The organism is Lysinibacillus sphaericus (assembly GCF_002982115.1).
GTDB classification, from domain to species: Bacteria; Bacillota; Bacilli; order Bacillales_A; family Planococcaceae; genus Lysinibacillus; species Lysinibacillus sphaericus.
Map to the genome: position 1 here is coordinate 1,253,521 of NZ_CP019980.1, position 16,512 is coordinate 1,270,032.

15 protein-coding genes and 1 riboswitch are annotated in these 16,512 nt (G+C 36.9%); of the genes, 10 read left to right on the top strand and 5 right to left on the bottom strand.

Annotation, left to right across the window (positions count from 1 at the left end; genetic code table 11):
* Positions 1-336: 336 nt before the first annotated feature.
* On the top strand, positions 337-2,220 hold the full coding sequence (locus tag LS41612_RS06295; RefSeq protein WP_024363775.1) for a sensor domain-containing diguanylate cyclase: 1,884 nt from the start codon (positions 337-339) through the stop codon (positions 2,218-2,220).
* A 91-nt stretch (positions 2,221-2,311) separates the two neighbouring features.
* Here LS41612_RS06295 and msrC read toward each other — a convergent pair whose 3' ends face one another.
* Positions 2,312-2,791: a free L-methionine (R)-S-oxide reductase MsrC gene (msrC, locus tag LS41612_RS06300; RefSeq protein ID WP_024363776.1), complete on the bottom strand. Its 480-nt coding sequence runs from the start codon at positions 2,789-2,791 to the stop codon at positions 2,312-2,314.
* A 20-nt stretch (positions 2,792-2,811) separates the two neighbouring features.
* Entirely contained in the window at positions 2,812-3,609 is a 798-nt protein-coding gene (gene hisJ, locus LS41612_RS06305; RefSeq protein ID WP_024363777.1) for a histidinol-phosphatase HisJ, read from the bottom strand.
* A gap of 199 nt (positions 3,610-3,808) precedes the next feature.
* Between hisJ and ezrA the strand changes: the two genes are divergently transcribed.
* From ezrA to LS41612_RS06325, 4 genes are all read left to right on the top strand, one after another.
* Positions 3,809-5,512: a septation ring formation regulator EzrA gene (gene ezrA / locus LS41612_RS06310; RefSeq protein ID WP_024363778.1), complete on the top strand. Its 1,704-nt coding sequence runs from the start codon at positions 3,809-3,811 to the stop codon at positions 5,510-5,512.
* Between the two features lie 326 nt (positions 5,513-5,838).
* Entirely contained in the window at positions 5,839-6,999 is a 1,161-nt protein-coding gene (locus tag LS41612_RS06315; RefSeq protein ID WP_029747349.1) for a cysteine desulfurase family protein, read from the top strand.
* The gene (gene thiI, locus LS41612_RS06320) at positions 6,996-8,204 is read left to right on the top strand and encodes a tRNA uracil 4-sulfurtransferase ThiI (protein WP_024363780.1); all 1,209 of its coding nucleotides are present in this window, start codon (positions 6,996-6,998) and stop codon (positions 8,202-8,204) included. The genes LS41612_RS06315 and thiI overlap by 4 nt, the downstream gene beginning before the upstream one ends.
* A 212-nt stretch (positions 8,205-8,416) precedes the next feature.
* Positions 8,417-8,623, top strand: coding sequence for an alpha/beta-type small acid-soluble spore protein (locus LS41612_RS06325; protein ID WP_024363781.1), 207 nt, complete (start codon positions 8,417-8,419; stop codon positions 8,621-8,623).
* Between the two features lie 107 nt (positions 8,624-8,730).
* Here the strand turns inward: LS41612_RS06325 and thiE are convergent, their stop codons facing one another.
* Genes thiE through thiM form a run of 3 tightly spaced genes read right to left on the bottom strand, consistent with a single transcriptional unit; the run spans position 8,731 to position 10,929 of the window.
* The gene (gene thiE / locus LS41612_RS06330) at positions 8,731-9,360 is read right to left on the bottom strand and encodes a thiamine phosphate synthase (RefSeq protein ID WP_024363782.1); all 630 of its coding nucleotides are present in this window, start codon (positions 9,358-9,360) and stop codon (positions 8,731-8,733) included.
* On the bottom strand, positions 9,347-10,174 hold the full coding sequence (gene thiD, locus LS41612_RS06335) for a bifunctional hydroxymethylpyrimidine kinase/phosphomethylpyrimidine kinase (protein ID WP_024363783.1): 828 nt from the start codon (positions 10,172-10,174) through the stop codon (positions 9,347-9,349). The genes thiE and thiD overlap by 14 nt, the downstream gene beginning before the upstream one ends.
* Positions 10,174-10,929 (bottom strand): hydroxyethylthiazole kinase, encoded by a 756-nt coding sequence (thiM, locus tag LS41612_RS06340; protein WP_024363784.1) that lies wholly within the window; start codon positions 10,927-10,929, stop codon positions 10,174-10,176. Before thiM ends, thiD begins: the two co-directional genes overlap by 1 nt.
* Before the next feature lie 92 nt (positions 10,930-11,021).
* Positions 11,022-11,119: riboswitch (TPP riboswitch) on the bottom strand.
* 194 nt (positions 11,120-11,313) lie between these two features.
* Between thiM and mbcS the strand changes: the two genes are divergently transcribed.
* The 5 genes from mbcS (at position 11,314) to LS41612_RS06365 (ending at position 16,494) form a co-directional block, all read left to right on the top strand.
* Entirely contained in the window at positions 11,314-12,900 is a 1,587-nt protein-coding gene (gene mbcS, locus LS41612_RS06345; protein ID WP_024363786.1) for an acyl-CoA synthetase MbcS, read from the top strand.
* Positions 12,901-13,087: 187 nt separating this feature from the next.
* Positions 13,088-14,101, top strand: coding sequence for a signal peptide peptidase SppA (sppA, locus tag LS41612_RS06350; RefSeq protein WP_024363787.1), 1,014 nt, complete (start codon positions 13,088-13,090; stop codon positions 14,099-14,101).
* Positions 14,102-14,113: 12 nt separating this feature from the next.
* The gene (locus tag LS41612_RS06355; RefSeq protein WP_024363788.1) at positions 14,114-14,722 is read left to right on the top strand and encodes an RDD family protein; all 609 of its coding nucleotides are present in this window, start codon (positions 14,114-14,116) and stop codon (positions 14,720-14,722) included.
* Between the two features lie 250 nt (positions 14,723-14,972).
* A complete protein-coding gene (gene tpx / locus LS41612_RS06360) occupies positions 14,973-15,476 on the top strand; it encodes a thiol peroxidase (RefSeq protein WP_024363789.1) in 504 nt (167 codons plus the stop codon).
* Positions 15,477-15,564: 88 nt separating this feature from the next.
* Positions 15,565-16,494, top strand: coding sequence for a class I SAM-dependent methyltransferase (locus tag LS41612_RS06365; protein ID WP_024363790.1), 930 nt, complete (start codon positions 15,565-15,567; stop codon positions 16,492-16,494).
* The last annotated feature ends 18 nt before the right edge of the window (positions 16,495-16,512 follow it).

The window sequence follows — 16,512 nt, forward strand, 5'->3', positions numbered from 1 at the left end:
TTGCCACTGAGAGTTTTTGTGTAGTAATACTCAGTAAAATTGAGGAATAAAATACAGTAATAAGCTTATACCACTGCTGCGTTTATTTTACACAAACTTCATTGTAACTGCTTAGAGCGTAGACGTCAATTATTAGTATGGCTATTTTTAAAAAGAACTATAGTAGGAATTTCCTTGAGAGGAATTTAACACTAATACGAAATGGTTATTGATGCGGTAGTAAATGTAAAATGTAAAAGTAAGGTAGAATTACATAGTCAAAATGACACAAATTATGTATAATACATTATAAGTTAATAGTAATTGATTTGTACGTTATATAGAAAAGGTGATTTCATGACAGACCATTTACAAACGCTGAAATATATAAAATCTGATGTTTTGAGCATTTGGGTGAGTTCGAATGGAGGACTAGTCAGTTTTAATGAGTATTTTTATTCATTTAAACAGTGTCTAAAGAAGCACTTGAAAATTGAAAATGCGGCCTTTCTTAGTTTTGAAGGGAATAGTTTAATACCTGTAGAAGAATTGGCCTCTTTGACAATTGAAACAAAACTAAATGCTGTGTCATGGCTAATGATAGAAGCTAGCTTTTACCAACAGAAAGTAGTAAAGCTTCCTTATATATTAAAAGAAAAAACAGCCTATAATATGATGACAGATATGGTGCTTTTCCAGACGGAGGGCAAAGAGCCTATGGGTGTGTTACTTGTTGAAGCCACCGATACTTGGACGGACTTTATGACTTCGGATTACGGTGAAGAGTGTGTAGAAACGCTTACAAAAGTTTTACAAATGCTGATTGAAAATCTAGAAGTAAAGTTAAATGAAGACCAATATAGAAAACTTTATAACATGACCGATTTATTTCACTCAACAATGGATATTGATTTGATTTTAGAAAACGTTTTAAAAAATATTCGCGATAATTTTCCAGAATTCAATGTGGAACTTATATTATCTAACGATCAAGATCGCCATACGACTATCGATATAAAACTTTTTGATTATCTGTCTGAAAGACCGGCTACTATCGAAGCTTTTGTATCAGGAGAATTGACTACTGAACTAGCTGGAGACTTGAATTGTCGTTTATTAAACGCCCCTATAAAAGGGAGACAAGCTATTTATGGCATTTTGCAAGTGAGTGCACCAACCACATATCTTTTTTCAGCAACGGAAAAAGACTTTGTGCGCATGTTAGCACAAGCATCTGGAAATGCGCTAGAAAATGCAAAATTATATCATCAATCGCATCGCCTCGTAAGTGACTTACAACTCATCAATGAAACTTCGCATCGATTAAATATGCGCATTGATATTAATGAAATGTTACTTTTCCTACAAAAACAATTAATGAAGTCTTTCCAACCAATGGAAGTTTGTTTCGCTTTTAAAGATCATGCTACCTATGAAGTGACAGATGCTAGCACATCGTTATTTAAATCAGAAGAAGGTAATACTTATATTAGACATGTTGAACAACATTTTGAGCATACAAATGATCCACTCTTTATAGCAGATTTTAGCCGATTAACCCCAAATCAAATAGAATATCGTTCAATTATGGCGATTCCTATCTTAATGGAGGAAAAAATAAATGGCTTTAGTATCGTACTGCACAAAGAGCCCTATTTCTTTTCATTTGATAGCTTTAAGTTAATGCAATCTTTAATCCATCATTCTTCGTTAGCGATTGCCAACTCTATTTTACGCAATCAGCTACAAGAAATGGTTGACCGCGATCATTTAACAAAATTATATGCACGCAGTTATTTAGATCAATATGTAGAAAAATCCCTGAAAAAAGATCAATCAGGTATGTTCTTGCTTATTGATATTGACAATTTTAAACGCATCAATGACACTTACGGCCATCAAACAGGCGATAAAATTCTTGTGCAAATTGCCGTGAAATTAGAAGAAACAATAGGTGCTAGCGGTATTTGTGCTCGCTGGGGTGGAGAAGAAATGTCGGTGTATGTACCAAATGTTGGTGAGCAAGAGGCCATTGAGTTAGCTTCAACAATAGTTGAAGTCATTCCGAATGCTACTGACCCTAAAGTAACGATTTCAGCAGGTCTTATAACATGGGATCAATACTATCGACCAGCTTTCCAATCGGTTTTTCTACACGCCGATACAGCTTTATATGAAGCGAAAAACAATGGGAAAAATAGATTTTGTATCCATGATCGGACGTTACAAACAAATGCATAATAGATGGTTTACTATAAAATGCCCCGAAATGATATATTTATAATCCATTTCAGGGCATTTTTTAGTGGCTATAAGATAATATTGCGAAATATTAAATATGAAGAAGTAGTGTTTCTACAAAATGTTCTAAGCCGGTTTGATCTTCTTGTGAAAAGCGATTTTTAATAGGGCTATCAATATCAAGAACGCCAATCACCTTCTCTTGTTGAATAAGCGGAATGACAATTTCTGATTGAGAGGCAGCATCGCATGCAATATGCCCTGGAAATGCATGAACATCTTTTACGACAAGTGTCTCTTTTTTTGTTACAGCTGTTCCACACACACCGCGTCCAATTGGAATTCTCACACAAGCTGGTAAGCCTTGGAATGGTCCTAAAACTAGTTCATCCTCTTGTAAAAGGTAAAAGCCAACCCAGTTAATGTCAGTAAGAAATTGATTAAGCAAGGCAGATGCGTTGCCTAAATTTGCAATGCGATCGGTTTCGCCAGTGAGTAATGCATCTAACTGTTTTGCTAATGTCTTGTATTGATCTGCAATAGATCCTTCGTAATTAATTTGTGTAAACATATGAGCACCTCGTTTAAACGTTATTTGTCTGGAAATAGAGTTTTATAATGCTGATGTAAATCGACAGCAGCATGAGCATCTGAACCGAAAACGATAGGTAAACCAATCGTTTTACTATAATCGATAAAGGCAAATGGTGGATAGGGTTCCTGACAATATGTTTTACTTAAGCCAGCACTATTTAAATCTAACTCATATCCTTTTTGCTGCATAGTAGTTAATACTTCTTGGATGCGGTCAGTGTCATCAACTGGCTGATGATGGGCTAGCTGAAATTTATGAATAAGTGTTGGATGCCCGATGCGCTTAGGTTTGTATTGTCCTAAGTCAGCTTCAATAGATTGTAGGACAGTATCATAATATAAATGATAGAGACGTTCAACAGAACCTACTTTTTGGGCAAAATTTATAAAACTTTCAGCAGAAAAATCAATGCATTCATACGTATTCTGCCATTGTAAAAAATGAACAGATAAAATGGCATCGTCTAAAAAATGTCCATATGTATCAAGAAAATGACGTGTTTCTTGCTCGAAGCCGACAATATAGTCGATCTCTAAACCGATGCGAATGCGAATATCCTGTGCATATTGTTTTTGAAGTCGTTGTAAGTCTTCCAAATAAGGCATTAAAAAATCTGGGCGCATACCACTATCCTGTTCAGGTGTAGGATCTTGGAAATTAGAGGGTAATGGTGCATGTTCTGTAAATGTAATATCGGTAAAGTTTTCAGCAATTGCTTTTTCAATATATTGTGTAAATGAATCAGATGACCCATGTGGGCAATAGGGGCTATGGATGTGCCCGTCTCTTTTCATACATTTTACACTCCTTTAACTATTAAAATGATAAATACATATTTACGCTCTATGTTCAATGACATAGGGGAAGCTGTCAATATGTAGGTCGTGAATACACTTTTCTGAAAATCACTTAAATTTTAGTACAAAAGGCGAAAACATAGTATATAATAAATACAACTAGCCAATTCGTTTATTGTAGAATAGGAGGCTTACGATGGAGTATATCATCATTCCGATTATCCTACTATTAATTTTAGCCATAGTAGGATTAATGATGCGAAGAAAACATACAACAATTATTGCACAACTTGAAAATGAAAAATTACAAATACAAAACAATCCCATAAATGAAGAAATTTCTAAAGTTAAATCTTTAAACATGAATGGCGAAACAGAGGAAATGTTTGAACGGTGGCGTAATAGTTGGGATGAAGTCATCGACGTACATATGACAAAAATTGATTCGCTTTTATTCGATGCTGAAGACCAAATCAATCGCCTTCGTTTTAAAAAAGCAACGTTGATTGAGCGTGAAATAGAAGATTATATTCGTAAGTGTGAAAAAGATAAAGATAAAATCTTAGAAGAACTTAATGAATTAATTGGCAGCGAAGAAAAAAACCGTATTGAAATTGAACAGTTAAAAGAATATTATCGATCAGCACGTAAAACATTGCTTGCACATCAGCACTCATTTGGCGTAGCCCTACCAGCACTTGAACAAAAACTAGAAGTGTTTGTACAAAAATTTGAAGAATTTGATGTACTCACAAGCGAGGGCAATTATTTACAAGCGCGTGAAATAGTAATTAGCTTAAATAATGAATCTCAGCAAACGTTTGAATATATTAATGATGTGCCAACTATTTTAACCGAACTACAAGTAAAATTACCTGGTGCAATTCAAGAATTACGCAATGGTCAGCGTGAAATGGAAGAACAATCTTACTACTTGCATCATTTAGAACTTACAGAGGCTTTGGACAAACTGGAAGAAGAGTTTGCTTCGTTAAAAGAAGAACTAGCGGAGCTGAAATTAACATCTGTGAAACCTCGTGTTGCTGAAATAAATGAAGAAATAGACCGTTTTTATGACTTGCTTGAAAAAGAAGTGATTGCTAAAAACTATGTCGACCAAAATTGTGAGCGCTTATTAGGATCGATTACGAATGTTATTAACTCCACTCGATTAGTAAGTGATGAAGCAACATTTGTCCAACAAAGCTACCACTTGAATGAAAAAGATGCAGAAATTCCAAAAGCGGCGCTAAAACAATTAGAAGCATTACAACGTCGCTATGATTTATTGGCGATGCGTGTGTCAGAGGAAAAATCGGCCTATTCAAGCTTACAAGAGGAATTAATTGAAATTAGTGAAGAACTGGAGCGCATACACGAAGAGCAAGGGCATTTATCGAATACAATGAAAAAACTTCGCATTGATGAAAATAAGGCTCGGACACAAGTGGACAACTTGAAAAAAACGTTACAAGAAACAGATCGTCTGTTAAATAAGGCGAATATTCCAGGTATTCCTGAAGAGATGGATGCGCGATTAGATGAGGCAGCGGAGCATATTTACGTTGTGATGCAAAGTCTACAAGAGGTACCGCTCAATATGGGAACTGTCCATAATAACTTAAATGCAGCGACACTTTGTGTTGAGGATGTTCACGCGAAAGCACATGAATTGATTGAAAACGTCATGCTTATCGAACGTATTATTCAATATGGCAATCGCCACCGTGCAACAAATCCAAAGTTAAATGCTCGTTTAAAAGAAGCAGAAGAGGCATTTCATCAATTCCGGTATGCAAAGGCTTTAGAAGAAGCAGGGACTGCAGTGGAGGAAATGGAGCCAGGTGCTTTGAAACGCATTGAGGCCATTGTTGCCGAAGAAGCGTTCACAAAGTCATAAAAGCTTTATGACAGTAACAAATAGACAATAACAAATGAATTAGCTGCCTAAAAAGTGAAGTGATCTTTTTAGGTAGCTTTTTTTACGACCGTACTCTTTTACTTGAACATTTTACTGGTTGTTTTGGGGATTTTATCCTAAATAAATGTTTTCCAAAATATTTTTCTATGGTGTGAAATCAGCTGAAATTCACAGCATATTCGCAATAAATAAGCGATGCTAAGCGGACCTAAAATGACGAAATTAGAATAATTAGTAGTCAATTGCGACAGATTGCGTTATGATAAATACCGTTAAATCAACGTTTTGAAAGTGTGTGAAAAATAATGAAAGCTAATACAATTTATCTTGATAATAGTGCTACTACAAAGCCTTATCAAGAAGTGATGCAAACATTTATGGCAGTAAATGAGCAATATTATGCAAATCCTGCATCAATCCATGCCATGGGTGTAGAATCAAATGCATTATTAATGCGTGCACGGGAGCAAGTAGCAGATATTTTGAAGACTGAAGCAAAAAATGTGCTATTTACTTCAGGTGGAACCGAATCGAATAATACAGCCATTTTAGGTTTCGCACGCGGTAATACGCATAAAGGAAAACATGTTATAACAACGGAAATTGAGCATCTTTCTGTGTTAGAGCCAGTCAAGCAGCTTGAAAAGGAAGGCTTTGAAATAGAATATTTACGTGTCAATAAACAAGGTGTTATTTCATTGGATGAGCTAAGAGCCAAAATACGGAAAGATACGATATTGGTTAGCATAATGCATGTCAATAATGAAATGGGAGCAATTCAACCTATTTCTGAAGCGGCTGCTATCGTTCATGCAGAAAGTAGAGCGGCATTTCATGTGGATGCAGTCCAAAGCTTTGGAAAACTTCCATTAACGTTTAAAGGTGAAGATGGGCCAGATTGTATTACGATTTCTGGACATAAAATCCATGGCTTTAAAGGTTCTGGTGTCTTAGCTTTTCGTAAGCCAATGCAATGGCAACCTTATGCTTTTGGTGGTGGACAGGAATTCGGCTTACGTAGTGGCACAGTGGCTGTACCTCAAGCAGTAGCATTGGCAAAAGCGGCTCGTATGGCAGTCGAAACAATGGATGAACGTTCTGAAAACTACCGTAATTGGCAACAGCAATTACGTGCAGCACTAGCGCATTTTGGTGATATTGTGCATATAATATCTACTCCAGAGTGTGCAGCTCATATTTTATCGTTTAGTGTACGTGATATAAAAGGCGAGGTACTGATCAATGCTTTGCAAAAACATGGCGTGATTGTATCGACTTCGAGTGCTTGTTCTTCTAGACAAACAAAGACAAGCCATGTTGTCGAAGCCTTAAATATTGATGAACATTTTAAAAAAGGTGTTGTTCGTGTTAGTTTTGGTGCACATGTAACATCGGACGATATAACCCAATTAATACAAGTTATTAATACAGTATTGAAGGAACTTAAAGGAGAACTATTATTATGATTTGGAAAGAAATTTTAATTCGATATGGCGAACTATCGACAAAAGGACGTAATAAAATGGACTTTATCCGCCGTTTACGTGAAAATATTCGCTATGCATTTGCAGATTTAGGCCATTTACACATCCGCACAGAACGCGACCGAATGTTTATTGCCATTCAAGATGAAGCACAGATGGATGTTTTATTAGCAGGCTTACCGAAAATTTTTGGAATTCAATCATTTAGCCCAGTTGCTGCATGTGAAAAAGATATGGATGCCATGAAGCGACTTGCGCTTACAATCATGGATACATTTAAAGATCAACAGCTAACATTTAAAGTTGAAGTGAAACGTACAGATAAAACATTCCCATTAGATTCTCACAGCATTCAACGCGAAATTGGTGGGCATGTTTTACCACAATATCAAAACTTATCAGTAAAAGTGAAACATCCAGATGTAGAATTACGAGTGGAAGTACGCCACGATTCAACATATATGATGGCGCAAGTGATTCCAGGCGCAGGTGGTATGCCAGTTGGCTCTAACGGCAAATCACTATTAATGCTGTCAGGCGGTATTGATAGTCCTGTTGCTGGGTATTTAATGATGAAACGCGGTGTACGTTTAGAAGCAATTCATTTCTTTAGCCCACCGTATACAAGTCAAAATTCATTGGAGAAAGTAAAAGTACTTGCAAATGAACTAACAAAATTTGGTGCGAGTATTCGCCTGCATGTTATTCCATTTACAGAAATCCAAGTACTTATTAAAGACAGAGTGCCGTCCAATGTGTCAATGACAACAACACGTCGCATGATGTTAAAGGTGGCAGATAAAGTACGTGAGGAAATTAATGCACTGGCCATTGTGACAGGTGAAAGTCTTGGACAAGTAGCAAGTCAGACGCTAGAAAGTTTAACGGCGATTAATGCTGTAACGAATACACCAATTTTACGGCCGCTTATTTCAAATGATAAATTAGAAATTATTGATATTGCAGAAAAAATCGGCACATATGAAACGTCAATTCAGCCATTTGAGGATTGCTGTACAATTTTCACCCCAGCTAGTCCGAAAACAAAGCCAAAGCTTGAAAAAGTAGAGCGTTATGAAAGCTTTTCTGATTTTGATGAACTAATCGAACGTGCTGTGAAAAACCGTGAAGTGTACATTTTCCCGAAAAAAGAACAACCTAAAGATAAATTTGCAGATCTTTTATAAAAAATTTACGGATTTAAACTAAAAAGAATATTCTTTTCTTATAAAGACCAATAACGACATTATAATAAGAAGGAAACCGTCTCAAATTTGTAATTTGGGACGGTTTTTTTATATTTTCTAGTCTTTTTCCTTTAGAGTTACATTTTACCTTTAAAATTTTCGTATTAAAAATCGAATATCGCACATTCTATATTCACAAGGAGGTGAGAGACATGACAAACAACAACAGTTCAAACAAGCTTGCAGTACCTGGAGTACAACAAGCGCTTGATCAAATGAAATACGAAATTGCACAAGAATTTGGTGTTCAATTAGGAGCTGACGCATCAGCTCGTGCTAACGGTTCCGTTGGTGGTGAAATCACTAAACGTCTTGTACAAATGGCAGAATCTCAATTAAAAGGTATGCCAAAACAATAATTGCAAAAAAGCATTTATTGAACTTAAAACCAGTGACCGTAAAAGGCACTGGTTTTAGTTTGTTTATTTTTACTTTTTTTATGACTAGCGTAACTCGAATTATTCAATCAATACGATTTAAAGGTCTCAACGGTTTGGTGAATATTATGACTTTCACAAATTGCGGAAATAACTGCTACACCGTCTGCACCAGCTTTTAATACAGTTTCTGCATTCTGACAGTTAATGCCACCAATTGCTACAATCGGCAACTCGGGATAATGACGGCGTGCTTGTTGTAAAAATTCAGTACCACTTGGCGCTTTGGCATCGTTTTTAGAAGTGGTGGCAAAAATGGGACCAATCCCTACATAATCTGCGCCATTTTCTATAGCGATTTGTAATTCATCCGCTGTATGAACCGAAACACCAAGTATTATTTCCTCACCAATTTTTTCTCTTACTAGCGAGATGGGACAATCATCTTGTCCAATATGAATACCGTCTGCCTTGAGCTTTAAGGCAAGCTCAATATCATCATTTACGATAAATGGAACATTGTAGTGATGACATCGTTTTTGGCATTGACGGGCAAAATGTTCATAATGTTCATCAGTTAGTGCATCTGTTCCTTTTTCTCGAAATTGGAACATCGTAATACCAGCTTGCAATGCTTCTTCTAGTATTGCTAATGGTTTTTTGATTTTTGCATTCGCTGTACCCATTATAAAATAGAGCTGTAAATCACTGCGTTTCACCTATGGTCACCTCGCAACTTTCTTTGAATTTTTGGTAAGCAAAATGATTTGTTGGTCCATTACCATGACCAATCGATAAGTTATGAGTAATTGCTAGTTGAATGAATTTCTTAGCCTCAATAATGGCTTGCTCTATCGGCATTTGACGGCCAATGAAAGCTGTTAATGCGGCAGAAAATGTACACCCTGTACCGTGTGTATTTTTGGTCGCAATTCGACTAGACTGCATTGAGAATGATTTGCCATTTTTAAAAAATACATAATCTACAGCAAAATCTTTGTTCGCTAGATGGCCACCTTTGATAATCACGCATTGAACACCTAGCTGTAGTAACGAATGCGCCGCAAGTCGAATGTCAGACACGGTTTCGATTTTTCTTGCAGCTAATGTTTCAGCTTCTGGAATATTTGGCGTTACAATCGTGGCAAGTGGTAATAAATTGTTTCTTAATGCCTCCACAGCTTCTTGTTGTAATAAAGTTTCACCGCCCTTTGCAATCATGACAGGATCAACAATAAGAGGGATGGTTAAATTCGTCATAGCTAGCGCAATTGTACGAATAATATCAGAGGAAAAAAGCATGCCAGTCTTAATGGCGCTAATTGGAAAATCCTCTAAGAGAGCATGAAATTGTTTATTTATAAAGGCTTGTTCGATGGGTAGCACATCCATGACACCTTGTGTGTTTTGGGCAGTTAAAGCTGTAATTACGGACGTTCCGAATACATCTAATTCTTGAAATGTTTTTAAATCTGCTTGGATACCTGCACCGCCACCGCTATCAGAGCCCGCTATTGTTGTAACAATGTGCATCAAATATCACCGTCCTTCGATAAACGATGCAATTCGTTTAAGACTGCTACAGCAAAATCACCATTATATTGAGCAGCCGAATGAGCATGTTCAGCAATTTTTTTATAGCTCGTTAATGTTTCGCATAATTGAGAAAAAGGCTTATTGCCCGCCATATATGCAGCACAACAAATTGCGCTTAATAAACAGCCAGTACCTGTCACTTCTGTCATTCGAGTATGACCACCAGCAATCCATTGCGCAAGGTTCCCATCGGTTATAAAATCTTTTTCACCAGTTACAATCACGATGCAATTAAATTTTTTTGCTATTTCTTTTGCTTTATCCTCAACAGATATGGAACCAGTACCACTATCAACACCTTTTTGTTGCCATTGTACATTAGCAATCGCGGCAAGTTCGCCAACATTACAGCGGATAACAGCAAAATGAATCGAATCTAATAACTGTAGTACCGTTTGTTTGCGGTATGCTGTAGCGCCAGCAGCTACTGGGTCCAAAATTACTGGTATACCAAGGGCATTCGCTTTTTTTCCTGCAAGTAACATCGACTCTTTTGTTCGTGTAGTAAGCGTTCCGATATTGACTAATAACGCTGATGCGATGGATACCATTTCTTCGACTTCCTGCGGATCATCCGCCATTACCGGTGATGCACCAATTGCTAGTAAGCCATTTGCTTGAAAATTTGCCACTACATAATTGGTTATGCAGTGAATCAACGGTTGTTTTTTACGAATCGTTTGAAAAACCATTGTAGTCCTCCTCTTTTGGTGGACGTAAGCATGCAAAAAAAGCTCTTTTTTATTCGGGCACAAGGCACACGTAAAAAGAGCTTTTCATCAATAATAAGATGTGTATTGCTCCCTACGTCAGTATTAACTAACAGGTTCAAAGGGTCAGGTTTTACCTTCTCAACTCACAAGAGTCCCCCTGCAATCATGAAAATTTTAGTTGACCAAAATGTAACATACCTTTTCATAGTATTCAATAGCATTTTATCATTATTTGGAAAGCAGTGACTGATGCCATATACTAGACCATGATAATTGTCATGACTTTTTTAAAATAGGGTCCTTCCATTGAAAATCGTAAAAAATGAGTTTTATAATGAACCTAGTATTAAGGAGGAAGTTATGATGAAAAGACAGGATTTAATTGCACCAGAATGGTATAACATTGTGGAGGAAATTGAAAAGTATGCTCAAGATCCATCTAAAAATGCATTAATAGTTTATAATGACAACGAAGAAATTCAATATATTACATACGCAAATTTACTGGAAAAGGCGAATCAGGCTGCCCATGTATTTACTTCGCAGGGTTTAACGAAGGGCGATGTGCTATTAGTGATGGTTCCAAGATCTGTCGAAGCTTATATTGTTTACATAGCGGCACTGAAAGCGGGTTTAACTATTATCCCTAGCTCTGAAATGTTACGTACAAAGGATATTGAATATCGTATTACACATGCCAATGCCAAAGGTATTATCGCCTATGAGCCATATATTGAGCAATTTGACGACGTAACAAATTTAAAAGGAATTATGCAATTCGTTATTGGTCACGCGCATGCACCATGGCAACCATTGCTTGAAAAAATGAAGGAACATCCTACAAATTATACAAACCCTACACCGACAAAAAGTACAGATCATGCCTTTTTAGCTTATACAAGTGGGACAACAGGGAATCCTAAGGCAGCTGTTCATACACATAGCTGGGGTTATGCGCATTTACGTACGACAGCACCGAATTGGTTAGGTGTCCAAGAAAATGATATAGTTTGGGCTACTGCCGCACCCGGTTGGCAAAAATGGATTTGGAGTCCGTTTTTAGCAACGTTAGGTAGTGGAGCAACGGCATTTGTCTATAAAGGAAAATTTGATGCTTCGACTTACTTGTCATTGCTAGAAAAATTTAAAGTAAATGTGTTATGTTGTACCCCAACAGAATATCGCTTTATGGCCGCACTTAACAATCTACAGGACTATAATTTAAGTGCCATCCGTCAAGCTGTATCAGCGGGTGAGCCGTTAAATAGTGAAGTCGTTAAAGTGTTTTCAAAAACGTTTCATATTCAAGTGCGTGATGGCTATGGCCAAACAGAAAATACATTGCTTGTTGGGACACTGGTTGGCATGGATGCTCGCGTCGGCTCTATGGGTAAACCGACACCAGGCAATACAGTCGAAATTATTGATGATTTTGGAAATCCTGTTGCTGATGGCGTTGTTGGAGATATTGCCGTTCATCGTCAAACCCCAGCACTGTTTAAAAAGTATTTCAAGGACCCAGAACGCACTAGCATGCAATTCCGTGGAGATTGGTATATTACCGGTGACCGAGCATATAAAGATGCAGATGGCTATTTTTGGTTTGAGGGACGTGGTGATGATGTCATTATTTCGTCAGGCTATACAATTGGGCCATTTGAAGTGGAAGATGCCTTAATGAAGCATCCTACTGTTAAAGAAGCTGCTGTTGTGGCAAGCCCTGATGAAGTAAGAGGAAATATTGTGAAAGCCTTTATCGTCTTGCGTGAAGGAGTGGGAGGTGATGATACGCTTATTCAAAAGCTACAAAACCATGTGAAGCTGATGACAGCACCTTATAAATATCCACGGGCAATTGAATTTGTTGAAGCATTACCAAAGACTGCATCTGGAAAAATCCGTCGTGTCGAATTACGACAACAAGAAAAAGCCCATTACACACACCAATAATTATTTCCTAGGAAATAATGTCGAAAAATCAAAGTTCATGCTTTATGATGAACTTTTGATTTTTTTTGTACATCCCTATTTCGTTTATGGCAAAATAATAAATGTGGGAAAAACTTTTACATAAAAATCACTTAAAAGTGAAACGTTTTGGACATTTAGACGTATAACGTGAAGAGGAGGCGATTAGATGAATACAAAAAGGTGGATAGCCTTAGCAGTTGCAGCTGTATTATTAGTGTTTTCATTAGGACTTAACACAATTATGGCGATTTTTAAATCAGATTTCTTTAGTAATTTTGATAGCGTGATGGCTGGCAAAAATTTAGATGTATACGAAACGATTATTGAAGGTGAAGATCATACTAAACGTATCGCATATTTGAAAGTGGATGGGACGATTCAAGATGTTGGATCGAATACATTATGGCAATCCATTGCTTACGATCATCAGTTTTTCTTAAATCAATTGGATAATATTTTAGCTGATGATACAGTACAGGGGATTGTACTAAGTGTGAATACTCCAGGTGGTGGAGTAAAGGAATCGGCAGAAATTTATAAGAAATTGTTAGAAATTAAAGAAGAGCGTCAAATTCCTATCTACGTGTCGATGGATTCTATGGCAGCGTCGGGTGGTTACTACATTTCAGCACCAGCAGATAAAATATATGCACATCGTGATACAATAACAGGTTCTATTGGTGTCATTATGCAATCTATTAATTATCAAGAATTAGCCGAAAAAGTTGGCGTGAAATTTGAAACGTTTAAATCAGGGCAACATAAAGATATGCTAAGCCCTACGCGTGAAATTACTGCAGAAGAACGTGCTATGATGCAAGATATGATTAATGAATCTTATGAAGAGTTCGTTGATATTGTTGAAAAAGGACGAAATATGTCTGAAGCGGATGTAAAAAAGGTAGCTGATGGTCGAATTCTTGGCGGTACAAAGGCACTTGAAGCAGGCTTAATTGACGAAATTGGCGATGAGCAAGCGGCAATTGCAGCTTTACGACAAGATTTTGGATTAGAGGATGCAGTTCTTTTCGAATACTCGTATAATCAAGGAGGCTTACCGTCATTAATTGGCATGAAAGTAGGTTCACTATTTGGTCCTTCGGCTGAAGAAAAAATGTTGATGAAAATTATGACGGAATACAAGGCACCAAAAATGATGTATTTATATGGTGAATACTAAGGAGGGCATACCATGACAAACAATGATTTCGTTTTGCAAGGGACACCCTCGATAAGCCAAGAATTGCTAGATAAAACAGTGACGCCTACAGTGATGACAAACTATGAATTGAAGACCGCAGGATTTTGGGTACGTTTTTGGGCATTTGTCCTGGATGGATTAATTATTTCTGCAATAATAGGAATTGCTGTTAATCCAATATTTTACTTAATGGACTGGTCATTATCAGAATCAGTGTGGTATGCACCTATTTCAATTATTTCAGCTGTTCTTTATTATTGTTACTTTGTTTTGATGACGAAATTTTTCGGGCAAACTTTAGGGAAAATGGCATTGGGGTTACGTGTAGTATCGCTGAAACATGATAAACTCCAATGGTCAGATGTGCTGTTCAGAGAATGGATTGGTCGTTTAATCAGTAATATCTTTACGCCGCTGTATATTTTAGTTGCGATTTTACCTGACAATCAAGGTATACATGATTATTTTGCGGAGACTACGGTTGTTCATGAAAAAGTGTATATAGCAAAAGAAACTGTGCAAGCAACAGTACAAACGCCAGCAACTATTCAGGAAACTGCTAAAGAGCCTGAAAAGTTGGAGGAGAAGCCTGAGGAATAATCAGCAGGCAAAACATCACTTTGAGTGACTTGACAAAGAGATGTAAATTTTTGATATGTAAAAATGTTAGATGATTACAGTCATCTAACATTTTTTTGTAATTATCTTTAAAAATGTGTGTGAACAGTGTAAATAGGAGTGGTAGCTGACAAGCCATCACAATAATTGCATGAAGATAAGTTGTCCTAGTTGCAATTATTTCCCTACATTTAGTAAGATTATGTACATATGATGATTAGGAGGCGTTAACATGGCACAAATTACATTTAAAAAGGGTCCAGTAACACTAATAGGTAACGAAGTAAAGGTTGGAGACCAAGCACCGGATTTCACAGTATTAGCAAATGATTTATCACCTGTTTCTTTAAAAGATTCAGAAGGTAAAATTCGCTTGTTTAGCGTAGTCCCATCATTAGATACAGGTGTATGTGATGCACAAACGCGCCGTTTTAATGAGGAAGCTGCAAATTTAGGCGATGATGTAGTAATTTATACAGTATCAGTTGACCTGCCATTTGCACAAAAACGTTGGTGCGGAGCTGCAGGAATTGATGCTGTTCAAACAGTTTCAGATCATCGTGACCTGTCATTTGGTGAAGCATATGGCGTATATATTAAAGAATTACGCCTTCTAGCACGTGCTGTTTTTGTGGTAGATGCAACTGGCAAAGTGACTTATGTCGAGTATGTACCTGAAGCTACAGATCATCCAAACTATGAAGCAGCAATTGCAGCAGTGAAAGCACTAGCATAATTTGCTTCTTTTAGGCTAAGATAATACTAGACAAAAGGGCTGTGACAGGTTTTGTCACGGCTCTTTTCTGCGTGAAAGGAAGTTATATATGGAAAAAATTGAAAAACTATTTGGGATGCTGAATGAGCATGCAGAAAAAATAGAAAAAGAGCAAGATGCGACATTGCTTGAAGGTGTGCTTGATGGACTAGAAGCATGGCTTGATGGAGAAGTAGATTTCTCCCAACAAGGAGCAACGAAAGAAGATGTGCGTAAATCTATTCAAATTGCGATTTTAAAAGGGATGCGTAAAGGTTCCCAGCCAAATCATCAAATGACGCCAGATACGCTTGGTTTATTAGTTGGTTATTTTGTTGAACAAATTTTTGCGGATCGATTAGAGAAAGAAAAGCTGACAATCATGGACCCAGCAGTGGGAACAGGTAATTTATTGTTAACAGTTATGAATTTACTTGATGGAAAATTAGAAGCATCAGGTGTGGAGGTAGATGAATTACTGATCCAATTAGCTGCATCAACAGCAGATTTAACAGAGCAACCAGTTTCTTTATATCGCCAAGATGCGTTGCAAGACTTATTGGTGGATCCTGTAGATGCGATTGTTTGTGATTTACCAGTCGGATACTATCCGAATGAGGAAGTAGCACTAGATTATGAGCTTTGTGCTTCTGAAGGCATGAGCTATGCTCATCATTTATTTATTGAGCAGTCTATCAATTATACGAAAGACGGAGGCTATTTATTTTTCTTAGCGCCAACACATCTTTTTGAATCAGAACAGTCGAAACAACTGCATAAGTATATCCAAAAGCATGCTTGGATTCAAGCGATTATTCAATTGCCAGAAACAATGTTTGCCAATAAAGCACTTGAAAAAAGTATTGTGATTTTACAAAAGCAAGGGGAAGCTTTTAAAGCCCCGAAAGAAGTATTATTGGCAAAAGTACCAAATATGCAAAATAAACAAGCGCTTGCACTGTTTTTTGAGAAAGTGAAGATGTGGCAAGAAGGAAAATAAAATAATAAAAAAGGTATC